We start from the raw sequence: 14,216 nt of genomic DNA on the forward strand, positions 1-14,216 counted from the left end.
CGGTCTTCTTGTCGGGTCTGTGGAGTCAGCGAGGGCTTAAAGGCGCCACAGGACCTGGATGCCCCAGCCGGCGCAGGCCACCAGCCAGACAATCGTGAAAACATTCAGGACCAGCTTGATGGAGGCCGGCTTGACGTAGTCCATCCAGATGTCGCGCATGCCGACCCACACGTGGTAAAGCAGTGCGACGATGACCACAAACGTCAGCGTCTTCATCCACTGGGACGAGAAGATGCCGGCCCATTTGTCGTAGCCGATGGGGCCTTTGCTGAAGATGACCTGGGCCAGGACCAGCAAGGTGAAGAGGGCCATCAGGGCGGCCGTGATGCGCTGCGCGAGCCAGTCGCGCAAGCCATAGTGGGCACCGACAACGATGCGCTTGGAGCCGTAGTTAACTGCCATTTTTTGTGCTCCTTCAGATCAGTAAAAGCCGAACAGCTTGATGGCCAGGACGAGCGTCAGGATGACGCTCACGGCTAGCGTGAAGAGGGCGGACGACTTGCCGAACTCCTTGCTGACGGCGGCATGACTCACGTCCATCCACAAGTGGCGCAGGCCGGCGATGAAATGGTGCAGGTAAGCCCAGATGAGGGCCAGTGCCACCAGCTTCCAGATGATGCCGGGAAGGCCCAGCATGCCGACGTTGAAGGCTGCCTTGAATTTCTCGAAGGAGATTTCCGAAGAGATCGAGGTGTCGAACATCCAGATGATGAAGGGCATCAGCAAAAACATGATGAACCCGCTGATACGGTGAAGGATGGAGACAATGCCTGCGAGGGGGAGGCGATAGGAGGGGAGATCGGTCAGGGCGTTGATGTTGCGGAACTCGGGCCGCTTCTTCGCTACGGTTGTCGCTGATTCGGACATACTTGGCTTTCTGTGTTTTTGAGTAACGGCTTTGTAACTGCCAAAGCGGCTCAACCCGAAATTCTATTGCAATGCAGCAACAATCCCGGCTGCTTCGGGTGATGGCCGGAAATTTTTGTCGGGAAAAGCGCGTTTGCCGGCACAACAGTTCGCAATTGCTGCGCGAAGGTCGTCGTAACTGACATGACGATTACAAATCACCCCATCCGGACGGCAATTCAGCGGCGCGCATATGCCGTTGCTGGCGCTTCGGCGGTGTCATGGCTTGAAGGGTTTTCATCGTCAGTCATGTTGTTATGGTTGCACCGCCGGGCTCTCGCGACCATGCCGCGGCAGGTTTGCCTGGCAGGGTTTTCTGTTGCCCTTGAGCCTGCTGCCGCTGTTCAGTTCAGGGTGTTGTGATAGTGATGTGTGTCGGTGCGGTAGTAGCCGCGGCGCAGCTCCATGGGCGCATCGTTGTAGGTGTAGGCGATGCGCTCCACGCTCAAAAGCGGTGCTCCGTGCTCTACTTTTAATAGCAGCTCGCGCCCGTCGGTGGCTGCTTCGGCGCGTATTTTTTCTTCGGCGCGAACCATCCGCACGTTGAATTCGGTCTCAAACAACGCATACATGGGGCCGTGGTAGTCGGCCAGCCGCTCGGCTGTCAGGCCCTTGAAGGGTGCGGCAGGAAGCCAGATGTCTTCAAGAATGGTCGGTGTGCCGGCAAAGCTCAGCACGCGGCGGGCCTGCAGCACGGCGTCCCCGGTGCGCAGTGCCAGCGTGCGTGCAATCTCGGCGCTGGCGCGTACGCGCCGGCAGTCGATGATGTCGCGTTGGGCCGGGCCTTCGCTGCCCGGCGTGCCGCTGTCGGGGACCAGCTTGAGAAAGCGGAACTGGACATGTTGCTCGGCGTGGGTCGCAACAAAGGTGCCCTTGCCCTGGCGGCGGACCACCAGGTTGTCGGTGGCCAGCTCGTCGATGGCTTTACGCACAGTGCCCTGGCTGACGCGGTAGCGCGCTGCCAGGTCCATCTCGGAAGGGATGGCTTCGCCCGGTTTCCATTCACCTGATTGCAGGCTTTGCAGGATCAGGGCCTTGATCTGCTGGTACAGCGGACTGAACGCCGGCGTGGCACCTGCAAAGTCATCGGCGGGTAGGGCGGGAATGGCGGTCATGGGTTGGATTCTGGCTGGCCGTATCATATCTTATATAAGACATAAGACAAATTGACGCCCGCTGCTTTTCAAGCGTAAAATCTTTGGCTGAGCCAGCGCGCGGCCTGCCGTTTTGCGGTGATTTTGACGGGTAAAAGCATAAGACCTGTTAGTAATCACTCCCAGATATTCCAGGGTCGCGCCAGACATCTCACGCTACATCCCTCATTCAACCGATTTTCAACTTCCTGGAGTCTTCCCATCATGAGCAAAAAACCCGTCCGCGTTGCAGTTACCGGTGCAGCAGGCCAAATCGGTTACGCGTTGTTGTTCCGTATTGCTTCCGGCGAAATGCTCGGCAAAGACCAGCCCGTCATCCTGCAACTGCTCGAAGTGCCGGTTGAAGGCCCGCAAAAAGCGCTCAAGGGCGTGATGATGGAACTCGACGACTGCGCGTTCCCGCTGCTGGTCGGCATGGAAGCCCACAGCGACCCGATGACCGCCTTCAAGGACGCCGACTACGCGCTGCTGGTCGGCTCGCGCCCACGCGGCCCCGGCATGGAACGTGCCGAGCTGCTGGCCGTCAACGGCGCCATCTTCACGGCGCAGGGCAAGGCGCTCAACGCCGTGGCCAGCCGCAACGTCAAGGTGCTGGTGGTCGGCAACCCCGCCAACACCAATGCCTACATTGCCATGAAGAGCGCCCCTGACCTGCCGCGCAAGAACTTCACCGCCATGCTGCGCCTGGACCACAACCGCGCCGCCAGCCAGATTGCCGCCAAGACCGGCAAGGCCGTGGCCGACATTGAAAAACTCACCGTCTGGGGCAACCACTCGCCCACGATGTATGCTGACTACCGTTTTGCCACCATCAAGGGTGAAAGCGTCGCCAAGATGATCAACGACCAGGAATGGAACGCCAACGTGTTTCTGCCCACCGTCGGCAAGCGCGGCGCCGCCATCATTGAAGCGCGCGGCCTCTCCTCGGCTGCATCCGCAGCCAACGCCGCCATCGACCACATGCGCGACTGGGCCCTGGGCACCAACGGCAAGTGGGTCACCATGGGTATCCCGTCCGATGGCCAGTACGGCATCCCGAAGGATGTCATGTTTGGCTTCCCCGTGACCTGCGAAAACGGCGAATACAAACTGGTCGAAGGCCTGGAGATCGATGCGTTCAGCCAGGAACGCATCACCAAGACCCTGGACGAGCTTAAGGGTGAGCAAGACGGCGTCAAACACCTCTTGTAATGGCCTACTGCGCGACTCGGGGGCGTTGTTGCGGAGCCCGTCAGGCAATCCTCATGCACCTTAAGTGCACTCCGGTTGCCTGCCACCCGCGCCTGGCCCGCGAGCCGCTCGCTACGGCCCGAGAACTTGCGTTTATTCAATGAAACATCCGCGCGACGTTCTGTTGGGTGCCCAAGCGCAAGCCGGGTTTCTTCCGGTCTGCGATCACTACAGCGGTGTCGAAGCCCGCATGCGCAAAAGCCTGCAGTTGCAGGCCGAAATGATCGAGGAGTTCGGCGCCTGCGTGTTTGACGTGACGCTGGATTGCGAAGACGGCGCACCCGTGGGCGGCGAAGCCGACCATGCCGCAATGGTCGTGGCGCTGGCGGCCCTGGCCAGCGACAAGGCCCGCGTTGCGGTACGCATCCATTCGGTGGACCACCCCGCCTTTGATGCCGACATGGCTGTCATTGCCGGAAAGCTGTCCCGCCATCTCTCACACATCATGGTCCCCAAGGTGGAGTCGGTTGCCGATGTAGTCCGGGCCGAGCAGGCTCTGCTCGCGGCATCGGCCGGCGGCCTGCCACTGCACGTGCTGATCGAGTCTCCACTCGCGGTGCGAAACGCTTTCGACATTGCGGCGCATCCGCGCGTGCAGTCGTTGAGTTTTGGCCTGATGGATTTTGTCTCGGCGCATGGCGGTGCGATTCCCGCCGACGGCATGAGCAGCCGCGGCCAGTTCACACATCCGCTGGTGATGCGCGCCAAGCTCGAAATCGCGTCGGCTTGCCATGCCCACGGCAAAGTGCCGTCGCATTGTGTTGTCACAGAGTTCAATGACACTGAGGCCATGACTTCCGCCGCACGCCATGCTGCCCGTGAACTGGGCTACACCCGCATGTGGAGCATCCACCCCAACCAGATCCGGCCTATCCTGGCGGCTTTTGCGCCTACTGAAGGCGAGATTGAAAGTGCTACAAAAATAATAGCTGCTGCCGCACGTTCAGACTGGGCTCCCATCAGTTTTGAAGGCAAGCTGCACGACCGCGCGAGCTACCGCTACTTCTGGCAGGTTCTGGAGCGCGCGCACCAGACCGGCCGTGTTTTGCCGCACGAGGCGCAGGCGTATTTTTCTGTCCCGCTTCACTGATTTCCCCGATTGACTGTTGACCGTTCCAAAGGACCCCCATGAAACATTTCGCTCTCTCTGCCCTGATGCTGGCCGCCCCGGCCCTGTTGCTGGCCCAGACGGCAGCCCCTAAAGCTGCCGCGCCCAAGGCTGCCGCCACAGCTGACCAGCCCGCCCAGGCCGCCAAGCGCGCACCGATCAGGCGCTCTGCCGCCAAGGTGGTCGAAGAAAGGACGCCCATTGACGATGACCCGTCTGTCACCTTGACCCCTGAAGACCTGGAGCTCGCCAAGCGGGTTTACATCGGCACGATTCCCTGCGAACTGGGTGCCTCCGTCACCATCACGCCGAATGAAAAACGCCCGGGCTTCTTCCTGGTGCAGACGGGCAAGATGCGCTTTCGCATGCACCCGGTCGGAAGCCGCACCGGTGCCATCCGCCTGGAAGACGGCCGTGCAGGCGCCATGTGGCTCCAGTTGGGCAACAAGTCGATGCTGATGAGCCAGAAAATGGGCCAGCGTCTGGCTGACGAGTGCATGAGCCCGGCGCAGGTGACTTTTGCCGACGACATGAAGAAGAACCCCCCGACCAGCATTCTGGAGGCCTTGCCTGCCAAAGCCGCGCCAGCTCAGGCTGGCACGGGTTCTGCTCAGCCAGAAACTGCCCCGGCCAAAGCCCCGTAAAGCCCCATAAAGCCCAATACAGACACAGACCGCGACCGCACGCGCATCGACCGTGCAAATATTTGAGTACAGGAGAAGAAAACCATGATGCCCGAGTTCATACAAACCTACCGCAACCACGTGGCCGAGCGCGCCGCGCTGGGTATTCCCCCGCTGCCGTTGTCGGCCCAGCAGACCGGTGAGGTCATTGAGCTGCTGAAGAACCCACCCAAGGGCGAAGAGGCCTTTCTGGTGGAGCTGATCACGCACCGCGTGCCGGCCGGGGTTGATGCGGCCGCCAAGGTCAAGGCCAGCTATCTCGCTGCCGTGGCGCACGGCACCGAAAAGTGCTCGCTGATCTCGCGCGAAAAAGCCGTGCAACTGCTTGGCACCATGCTGGGCGGCTACAACATCAGCCCGATGGTCGAGCTGCTCGACGACGCAGAAGACAGCGTGGCCACGCAAGCGGCCAACGGCCTGAAGCACACGCTGCTGATGTTCGACCAGTTCCACGACGTGCAGGAAAAGGCCGGCAAGGGCAACAAATACGCCAAGGCCGTGCTGCAAAGCTGGGCCGATGCCGAGTGGTTTACCAGCCGCCCGGAAGTGCCCGAGTCGATCAAGCTCACCATCTTCAAGGTGGCCGGTGAAATCAACACTGACGACCTGTCACCCGCGCCCGATGCCTGGAGCCGCCCCGACATTCCGCTGCACGCGCTGGCCATGCACAAGAATGCCCGCCCCGGCGTGACGCCCGAAGAAGACGGCAAGCGCGGCCCGGTCAAGTTCATTGAAGAGCTGAAAGCCAGGGGCAACCTTGTGGCCTATGTGGGCGACGTGGTCGGTACCGGCTCCTCGCGCAAGTCCGCGACCAACTCGGTGTTGTGGTTCACCGGTGAAGACATCCCCTATGTGCCGAACAAGCGTTTCGGCGGCGTCTGCCTGGGCTCGAAAATCGCCCCGATTTTCTACAACACCATGGAAGACTCGGGCGCGCTGCCGATCGAACTCGATGTGAGCCAGATGGCCATGGGCGATGTGATCGAACTGCGCCCCTACGACGGCAAGGCGCTGAAAGACGGCAAGGTCATCGCCGAGTTCAAACTCAAGAGCGACGTGCTGTTTGACGAAGTGCGCGCCGGTGGCCGCATTCCGCTGATCGTCGGCCGCGGCCTCACGGCCAAGGCACGTTTTGCGCTGGGCCTTCCCGTGTCTACCCAGTTCCGCCTGCCGCAGAATCCGGCCGACAACGGCCGCGGCTTTACGCTGGCACAAAAAATGGTTGGCCGTGCGGTCGGCCTGCCCGAAGGCCAGGGCGTACGCCCCGGCACTTACTGCGAGCCCAAGATGACTTCTGTCGGCTCGCAGGACACCACCGGCCCGATGACGCGCGACGAACTGAAAGACCTGGCCTGCCTGGGTTTCAGCGCCGACCTGGTGATGCAGTCTTTCTGCCACACGGCGGCTTATCCCAAGCCGGTCGATGTGAAGATGCACCACGAGCTGCCCGAGTTCATGAGCGACCGCGGCGGCATTCCACTGCGTCCGGGCGACGGCATCATCCATAGCTGGCTCAACCGCATGCTGCTGCCCGACACCGTTGGCACCGGCGGCGACAGCCACACGCGTTTTCCCATCGGCATCAGCTTCCCCGCGGGTTCCGGCCTGGTGGCTTTCGGCGCAGCCACCGGCGTCATGCCGCTGGACATGCCTGAATCCGTGCTGGTGCGCTTCAAGGGTGAAATGCAACCCGGCATCACACTGCGTGACCTGGTGAATGCGATCCCGCTGTACGCCATCAAGGCCGGTCTGTTGACGGTCGCCAAGCAAGGCAAGAAGAACATCTTCTCCGGCCGCATCCTGGAAATCGAAGGCTTGCCCGACCTGAAGGTCGAACAGGCGTTTGAGCTCTCCGACGCTTCCGCAGAGCGCTCTGCCGGCGGCTGCACGGTGCACCTGAACAAGGAACCCATCATCGAATACATCAACAGCAACATCACCATGCTGAAATGGATGATCGCGACGGGTTACTCGGATGTGCGCACCATCAAGCGCCGCATCGCCGCCATGGAAGCCTGGCTGGCCGACCCGCAGTTGCTCAAGGGCGATGCGGACGCCGAATACGCCGCCGTCATCGAGATCGATCTGGCCGACATTCATGAGCCTATCGTGGCCTGCCCGAACGACCCTGACGACGTGAAGACGCTGAGCGAAGTGGCCGGCAGCAAGATCGACGAAGTCTTTATCGGCAGCTGCATGACCAATATCGGCCATTTCCGCGCGGCCTCCAAGCTGCTCGAAAACAAGCGCGACATCCCCGTCAAACTGTGGATGGCGCCGCCGACCAAGATGGATGCCAAGCAGCTGACCGAAGAAGGTCACTACGGCGTGCTCGGCTCGGCCGGTGCCCGCATGGAAATGCCGGGTTGCAGCCTGTGCATGGGCAACCAGGCGCAGGTGAAAGAGGGCGCGACGGTGTTTTCCACCTCCACCCGCAACTTCCCGAACCGACTCGGGAAAAACTCCAACGTCTATCTCGGTTCCGCCGAGCTGGCCGCGATCTGCTCCAAGCTGGGCCGCATCCCCACCAAGGCCGAATACATGGCCGACATGGGTGTGCTGACCGCCGCCAGCGACAAGATCTACCAGTACCTCAACTTCGACCAGGTCAAGGACTACACCGACATGGCTGACACTGTGAAGGACGGCGTGGCCGCTTAAGTGGACACCCTGCCGGCGGCTTGACAGCCGCAAGCTGAAATGGAAGGATGAAGTGATGAAGAAACCGTCACTTCTTTCCTTCCTTTTTTTTGTTCTTTTTTTTGCCACCGGTTCAGCCGCTCAAGCTCAGGAAGCGCGCAAGAACGCCTTCAATGACCCCTTCCTGCAGGTCACTTCGGCAATCAACCCATGCCCTGTGCCGGAGGGGCCGCTCTATACCGAGCAGGAAGTGCGCGACGTGGCCCATGTGCGGGCGCAGCACGGCGGCAGTTGCTATCGGGTGGGGCGTTGCCGCCTGGCCAACTCGTATTGGTACGACCAGGAAATCATTCCGCGCGTATCGCAATACATCAAGCTTGACGGCCGGTTCGACGACACCAGTGTGTGGGTGCAGGGCGAGCGGCGTTTGGTCTTTCTCAAGGGTTGCGTCAAGACGCGCGAGCAATCAGAGGCGCTTGAAAAAGCCGTCTGGCTGGTCGATGACGTGATGGGCGTGGTGAATTACCTGCGCGTGGGTGATGAGCCCGTGCGCTATGTGCCGGCGCAGACTGAAAAGAAGTGAAGTGGGCTTGCCCCTTGCGTATGCAAAAAATCCCCGCAGTTTCCTGCGGGGATTTTTCATTGGGGGAGGCTATAGCCCCGACGGCAGCGGGTCTACCACCCGCAATTCCGAGCCGTCGACAAACTTCAGGTACCAGAACTCCGGTGACAGCGGCAGGTTGGGGCGTATGTGGCTGACATTGGCGGGCAGCACATAGACCGTGCTCGCGCCGTCGTCGGGCGGGGGTGCCAGGTAGTGGCGCTTGACCGCCACCAACCCGCCTATGGTGGAAACCACGGTGCCTATCGACTCGGTGACAGCATTGACGGTGGTGCCCTGGCCCAGCATGTGGATGGTGGTCTGGCCCATCAGGTCGGGACGTGAGGCTTCTATGTACAAGACTGCCGCGGTATTGATGCGCAAATCGTCGGGGGCGCTGGGCTCAGTGGCTTTGTTGAAAGAGATAAAGGGCATGGATAGGGCCGGTTGGGGACAGGTTTTCGGGCGAATTCTCAGGAAATATGCAGCTCTTTGTGCTCACCCAGCTTGCGCGGCAACTCGCCCAGGATGGCCGCCCTGGCCATTTTGGCCAGCTGCACCATCTTGCTTTCCTTCACGTCCCAGTATTCGGCGTGATGAATGCGCACTTCCAGCAGCGCCAGGTCCGGGTCGTTGACGCCCGCAGGAAACCAGGCGCGGGCAAGCGGTGACCAGAGTTCTTCTTTTTTGGCCTGGTCTTCCGCGATCGCCGCCTGGCCCGACACCGATACGTAGCTGTCGGCGCCCGGGTCGGCGTAGGACACGTTGACATTGCCGTCCTGCTGCAGCCGCTGGGCCATCTCGCTTTTGCGTGAGATGAAGAAATACAGATGCGATTCCGCGTCAAGCGACTGGTTCTGCGTGGTCAGGGGATGGGCGTGCAACATGCCGCTGGCCTGGCGGTGGGTCAGCATGCCGAACTTGATGCCCTGGATCAGCTCCCAAAGGGTGTCGTGGTCTGATTTTGTTGTGCTCATGAAAACTCCCGTGGGTGGTGACCAATGCGTCGATGCTAGGCATCATGCCGCGGGCCGCTCATCAGCGGGCGGCGCGGGCAGCTGTCAGCAAGTGCCGACAGCCCCCGACTTCCAGCCGCAGCCTGTGTAAACCATCGCTCTACAGGGGAACTAATGGCGCGAGCGGTTACCATATAGATAGATGCAAGTAATTCGTATTTGTATTACGGCTTGCTTACAGACGCCCAAGGGCTTCAAGGCCTTCGCGCCCGGCCCAGTTCGGGCGAACCGGGCCGCTTTCATCTCTAAAAGGTGTTTCATGAAACTGTCGTTCCCCTCTTTTGCCGGCGCCGTGCTGGCCGTCGGCCTGCTGGCCGCGCCTCTGGCCTCCACCGCCCAAACCGTCACGCCCACCGCCGAAGGCATCGTGGTCTACAACGCCCAGCATGTCAGCCTGACCAAGGCCTGGGCTGAAGCCTTCAGCAAGGAAACCGGCATCAAGGTCACCCTGCGCAACGGCAGCGACACCGAGCTGGGCAACCAGATCGTGCAGGAAGGCAAAGCCTCGCCCGCAGACGTGTTCCTGACCGAGAATTCGCCCGCCATGGCGCTGGTCGACACGGCAGGGCTGTTCGCTCCGCTGGACGCGGCCACGCTGTCTGAAGTGCCTGCCAACTTCCGCCCCGCGCACGGCCGCTGGACGGGCATCGCCGCGCGCAGCACGGTGTTTGTCTACAACAAGGCCAAGCTCACGCCGGCGCAGTTGCCCAAGTCCATGCTGGACCTGGCCACGCCCGCCTGGAAGGGCCGCTGGGCCGCATCGCCTTCCGGCGCCGACTTCCAGGCCATCGTGAGCGCATTGCTCGAGCTCAAAGGTGAGGCCGCCACCGCCGCCTGGCTCAAGGCCATGAAGGAAAACGCCACGCCTTACAAAGGCAACGGCACGGTGCTCAAGGCCGTCAATGCCGGCCAGATCGAAGGCGGCGTGATTTACCACTATTACTACTACGGCGACCAGGCCAAGACCGGCGAGAACAGCAACAACGCCCAGCTGCATTACTTCCGCAACCAGGACCCTGGCGCTTTTGTGAGCATTTCCGGTGGCGGCGTGCTGGCCTCGAGCAAGCACCAGCCCGAAGCCCAGGCCTTCGTGAAGTGGATCGCCGGCAAAGGCGGACAGGACATCCTGAAAACCGGCGACGCGTATGAGTACGCCGTGGGCACGGGCGCGGCCTCCAACCCCAAACTGGTACCTTTGGCTGAGCTGCAGGCGCCCAAGGTGGAGCCTTCCAAACTCAACAGCAAAAAAGTCACCGACCTGATGACCCAGGCCGGCCTGCTGTAAACCACCTCCAATCGCTTCCAACCATTTCAGGTCCGCGGATCTGACACCTGCCTTGAGTGCCTTGCCCTTTGATGTCGGCGCCGACTCCCTGAAGCCGGCGAGTGTGGCTCTGCGGCCTTTGCCTGCGGCCGGGCGCGGCGGCTGGCGCCTGTCGTGGGTGGGTAGCGCGGCCCTGCTGGTCTCGTTGCTGGCTTTGTTGCCGTTGGGTTTTGTCATCTGGGTCGGCATCCAGGCGGGTTGGGACACGGCCTTTGCGTTGATCTTCCGGCCCCGTGTGGGTGAACTGCTCGTCAACACTGCGTTGCTGGTGGCGCTGACAGTGCCGTTATGCGCCGTGCTGGCCGTGGCCCTGGCCTGGCTCACTGAGCGTAGCGACCTGCCCGGTGCACGCACCTGGGCCTGGCTGGCCGTCGCGCCGCTGGCCGTGCCGGCTTTTGTGCACAGCTATGCCTGGATGACGGTCGCCCCCGGCCTGCACGGCTTGCCCGCCGGCGTGATGGTTTCGGTGATCGCTTACTTTCCATTTTTGTATTTGCCTGTGGCCGCAGCCTTGCGGCGGCTGGATCCGGGTATGGAAGACAGCGCCGCCTCGCTGGGCTTGAGCCCTTTGGCGGTGTTTTTCCGCGTGGTGCTGCCGCAGCTGCGGCTGGCGGTATGCGGCGGCTCGCTGCTGGTGGGACTCCACTTGCTGGCCGAGTACGGTCTTTACGTGATGATCCGCTTCGACACCTTCACCACGGCCATCGTCGACCAGTTCCAGTCGACCTACAACGGGCCTGCGGCCAACATGCTTTCCGGCGTGCTGGTGGTGTGCTGCTTCGCGTTGCTGGGCCTGGAGTCGGTCGCGCGCGGCAAGGAACGTTATGCGCGCGTAGGTTCCGGCGCGGCGCGCATGCCTTTCAAACGCAAGCTGGGCCGCTTTGCTGGCTTGTGCCTGCTGCTGCCCGCGCTGGTCACCGCTCTGGCGCTGGGCGTGCCACTGGTTACCCTGGGCCGCTGGCTGGTGGCCGGCGGGGCTGCCGTATGGCGCGTGGATGAAATCGGCCCGGCGATTTTCCAGACCCTGGGGCTGGCGCTGGCCGGTGCGTTGCTGACCACACTGGCTGCCGTGCCCATGGCCTGGCTGTCGATACGCTCACCGGGCCGGCTGCAGCGTGTGCTGGAGGCCTGCAACTATATGGTCGGCTCGCTGCCCGGCGTGGTGGTGGCGCTGGCGCTTGTCACCGTCACGGTGCGCCTGCCGATTTACCAGACGGCCATCACGGTGCTGCTGGCCTATCTGCTGATGTTTTTGCCGCGCGCCCTCATCAGCCTGCGCGCAGGCATTGCGCAGGCGCCGGTGGAGCTGGAGCAGGCCGCGCGCAGCCTGGGCCGTACGCCCGCGCAGGCGCTGTGGGCCATCACCCTGCGGCTGGCTGCGCCCAGCGCAGCGGCTGGCGCGGCGCTGGTGGGCCTGGGCATTACCAATGAGCTCACCGCCACGCTGATGCTCGCGCCCAACGGCACGCGTACCCTGGCAACTTCCTTTTGGGCCTACAGCAGCGAGATCGACTACGCCGCCGCCGCGCCCTATGCGCTCATCATGGTGCTGCTGTCGCTGCCCATGACCTGGCTGCTCTATACCCAATCCAAACGCACGGCGGGACGATGACAACTTCTCTTGAACTGAACGGCCTGCGCAAACACTATGGTCCCGTGGAAGCACTGTGCGGCGTTCACTTGCACGTGCCGGCCGGCAGCCGCACCGCCATCGTGGGTCCGTCGGGTTCCGGTAAAACCACCTTGCTGCGCATCATTGCCGGCTTCGAAGTGCCCGACGCCGGCCGCGTCGTGCTGGGCGGCCGGCAACTGGCCGACGGGCCAGAAGCCGTGCCCGCACACCAGCGCGGCATCGGTTTTGTACCGCAGGACGGCGCGCTGTTTCCGCACCTGACGATTGAGGGCAATGTCGGCTTTGGCCTGCCGCGCAATACGCCCCGGCGCGCTGAACGCATTGCCGAACTGATGGACATGGTCGCGCTCGACATCGCCATGCTCAGCCGTCGCCCGCATGAGTTGTCTGGCGGCCAGCAGCAGCGCGTGGCGCTGGCCCGCGCGCTGGCCCAGCGCCCGCAGCTGATGTTGCTCGACGAGCCTTTTTCCGCCCTGGACACGGGCCTGCGCGCCAGCACCCGCAAGGCCGTCGCGCAATTGCTCAGCGGTGCCGGCATCACCACCATCCTGGTCACGCACGACCAGGCGGAAGCCCTGTCATTTGCCGACCAGGTGGCCGTGATGCGTGAAGGACAGCTGGTGCAGGCCGGCCGCCCGGTGGATCTTTATCTGCGGCCCCGTGATGCCGCGGTGGCCGGCTTCCTGGGCGAAGCCATCGTGCTGCCCGCGCAGCTGGCGGGCGGCTGGGCCGACTGCGCGCTGGGGCGAATCGCGGTCAACGACGGCCAGCGCAGTGGTGCGGCGCAGATCATGCTGCGGCCAGAGCAACTGCAGGTGGCTGAAGTCCCGGCGCAGGCGGCCGCGCACAGTGCGGATGCCGCCGCGTGCTACGGCGCGGTCATCGACAGCGATTTTGGCGGTCCGGTCTGCGTGCTGTCGGTGCGCCTGGTGCGCGGCGCTGGCATGGTCACGGCAGAAGAAACACCCGCGGCGACGGAGCTTGCTGCGTGGGACGCGCCGCTGCTGGTGCGCAGCTCCGGCCTGCATGTCCCGGCGCCGGGCGCCATGGTCCGCATCACGGTGGCTGGCCAGGCCCATGTGTTCGGATAGACCGGCCTGCGTGCCGGTTCCCGGGAATTTAAGCAAATAGTGGCCGTAGCCCAATAAGAACGGGCGCAAGCAGCTATTAAATTAATAGCATTTTTCCTACTTCTACGGGTGCGATGAACCCAGCTGGAGGCGGACGTTTACCCGGCACGCCCCGCGCAAAGGGGCATGGCTCGACCAGTACATGCCTTGTTACGAATCTTTAAGGCGTCTTACACAGGTCTTTGGGTATATTGTGTACGGTGTACACAAATTAATGGTTGTGCACTTGCACGCCGGCAGCTTGATCGGTTGTTGCAGCGTTTCAGGTGACAACCCGCTTACCCAAGGAGATTTCCCATGGCCCGTTACGTAGATGGATTCATTGTTGCCGTCCCCGCCAAGAAAGTGGAGGACTACCGCAAGCTGTCCCGCAAGGCCGGCAAGATCTGGAAGGAGTACGGCGCGATCGAATACACCGAGTGCATCGCCGACGACGTGAAACCGGGCAAGGTCACGTCCTTTCCGCAAAGCGTCAAGCTCAAGGCCGGCGAGGTGGTGGTGTTCTCGTGGATCACCTACAAGTCACGCAAGCAGCGCGACAGCGTCAACAAAAAAGTCATGTCCGACCCACGCCTGGAGGCCATGATGGATCCGAAGAATCTGCCATTCGATGGCAAGCGGATGATTTTTGGCGGCTTCAAGACCATCGTCGAGCTTTAGCCGTCCACAAAACCCTCCTGGCGTTGTTGCGCCGCCTTGCCGGGCCAGGGCCTGTGAGCCCTGTGTTTGCAAATGCGAATGGGGTGAAAACGGCGCCAATCAAGGCGCGCGACGAATCCCAGACCGGAAGT

Annotated in this window: 14 protein-coding genes; 9 read left to right on the forward strand and 5 right to left on the reverse strand. The window is 62.3% G+C overall.

Annotation, left to right across the window (positions count from 1 at the left end):
• Positions 1-36: 36 nt before the first annotated feature.
• The 3 genes from sdhD to AC1DYQ_RS19075 all read right to left on the reverse strand — a co-directional run bounded on the left by sdhD (position 37) and on the right by AC1DYQ_RS19075 (position 2,021).
• On the reverse strand, positions 37-402 hold the full coding sequence (gene sdhD, locus AC1DYQ_RS19065) for a succinate dehydrogenase, hydrophobic membrane anchor protein (RefSeq protein ID WP_477688100.1): 366 nt from the start codon (positions 400-402) through the stop codon (positions 37-39).
• Between the two features lie 18 nt (positions 403-420).
• The gene (sdhC, locus tag AC1DYQ_RS19070; RefSeq protein ID WP_477688101.1) at positions 421-867 is read right to left on the reverse strand and encodes a succinate dehydrogenase, cytochrome b556 subunit; all 447 of its coding nucleotides are present in this window, start codon (positions 865-867) and stop codon (positions 421-423) included.
• A 383-nt stretch (positions 868-1,250) separates the two neighbouring features.
• Complete coding sequence (locus AC1DYQ_RS19075; RefSeq protein ID WP_477688102.1) at positions 1,251-2,021, reverse strand: GntR family transcriptional regulator; 771 nt, start codon at positions 2,019-2,021, stop codon at positions 1,251-1,253.
• Between the two features lie 243 nt (positions 2,022-2,264).
• On the opposite strand from AC1DYQ_RS19075, the gene AC1DYQ_RS19080 reads away from it, so the two are divergent.
• From AC1DYQ_RS19080 to AC1DYQ_RS19100, 5 genes are all read left to right on the forward strand, one after another.
• Entirely contained in the window at positions 2,265-3,251 is a 987-nt protein-coding gene (locus tag AC1DYQ_RS19080; protein ID WP_457279332.1) for a malate dehydrogenase, read from the forward strand.
• Positions 3,252-3,390: 139 nt separating this feature from the next.
• Positions 3,391-4,380 carry an HpcH/HpaI aldolase/citrate lyase family protein gene (locus AC1DYQ_RS19085; RefSeq protein ID WP_477688103.1) on the forward strand — a complete coding sequence of 330 codons (990 nt, stop codon included), beginning with the start codon at positions 3,391-3,393 and terminating at the stop codon, positions 4,378-4,380.
• Between the two features lie 38 nt (positions 4,381-4,418).
• A complete protein-coding gene (locus AC1DYQ_RS19090; RefSeq protein ID WP_477688104.1) occupies positions 4,419-5,042 on the forward strand; it encodes a hypothetical protein in 624 nt (207 codons plus the stop codon).
• A gap of 84 nt (positions 5,043-5,126) precedes the next feature.
• Positions 5,127-7,742: a bifunctional aconitate hydratase 2/2-methylisocitrate dehydratase gene (locus AC1DYQ_RS19095; RefSeq protein WP_477688105.1), complete on the forward strand. Its 2,616-nt coding sequence runs from the start codon at positions 5,127-5,129 to the stop codon at positions 7,740-7,742.
• Between the two features lie 55 nt (positions 7,743-7,797).
• The gene (locus tag AC1DYQ_RS19100) at positions 7,798-8,304 is read left to right on the forward strand and encodes a BON domain-containing protein (protein ID WP_477688106.1); all 507 of its coding nucleotides are present in this window, start codon (positions 7,798-7,800) and stop codon (positions 8,302-8,304) included.
• A 69-nt stretch (positions 8,305-8,373) separates the two neighbouring features.
• On the opposite strand, the gene AC1DYQ_RS19105 is transcribed toward AC1DYQ_RS19100, so the two are convergent.
• A complete protein-coding gene (locus tag AC1DYQ_RS19105; protein ID WP_477688107.1) occupies positions 8,374-8,757 on the reverse strand; it encodes a hypothetical protein in 384 nt (127 codons plus the stop codon).
• A gap of 38 nt (positions 8,758-8,795) precedes the next feature.
• Positions 8,796-9,299: a pyridoxamine 5'-phosphate oxidase family protein gene (locus AC1DYQ_RS19110; RefSeq protein WP_477688108.1), complete on the reverse strand. Its 504-nt coding sequence runs from the start codon at positions 9,297-9,299 to the stop codon at positions 8,796-8,798.
• 298 nt (positions 9,300-9,597) lie between these two features.
• On the opposite strand from AC1DYQ_RS19110, the gene AC1DYQ_RS19115 reads away from it, so the two are divergent.
• The 4 genes from AC1DYQ_RS19115 (at position 9,598) to AC1DYQ_RS19130 (ending at position 14,085) form a co-directional block, all read left to right on the forward strand.
• Complete coding sequence (locus AC1DYQ_RS19115; RefSeq protein WP_477688109.1) at positions 9,598-10,623, forward strand: iron ABC transporter substrate-binding protein; 1,026 nt, start codon at positions 9,598-9,600, stop codon at positions 10,621-10,623.
• 52 nt (positions 10,624-10,675) lie between these two features.
• A complete protein-coding gene (locus AC1DYQ_RS19120) occupies positions 10,676-12,274 on the forward strand; it encodes an ABC transporter permease (RefSeq protein WP_477688110.1) in 1,599 nt (532 codons plus the stop codon).
• Positions 12,271-13,386 carry an ABC transporter ATP-binding protein gene (locus tag AC1DYQ_RS19125; protein WP_477688111.1) on the forward strand — a complete coding sequence of 372 codons (1,116 nt, stop codon included), beginning with the start codon at positions 12,271-12,273 and terminating at the stop codon, positions 13,384-13,386. Before AC1DYQ_RS19120 ends, AC1DYQ_RS19125 begins: the two co-directional genes overlap by 4 nt.
• A 336-nt stretch (positions 13,387-13,722) precedes the next feature.
• Positions 13,723-14,085 carry a DUF1428 domain-containing protein gene (locus AC1DYQ_RS19130; RefSeq protein WP_457279322.1) on the forward strand — a complete coding sequence of 121 codons (363 nt, stop codon included), beginning with the start codon at positions 13,723-13,725 and terminating at the stop codon, positions 14,083-14,085.
• Positions 14,086-14,216: the final 131 nt, after the last annotated feature.

The sequence above is a fragment of the Polaromonas sp. P1_F4 genome, from assembly GCF_056405675.1.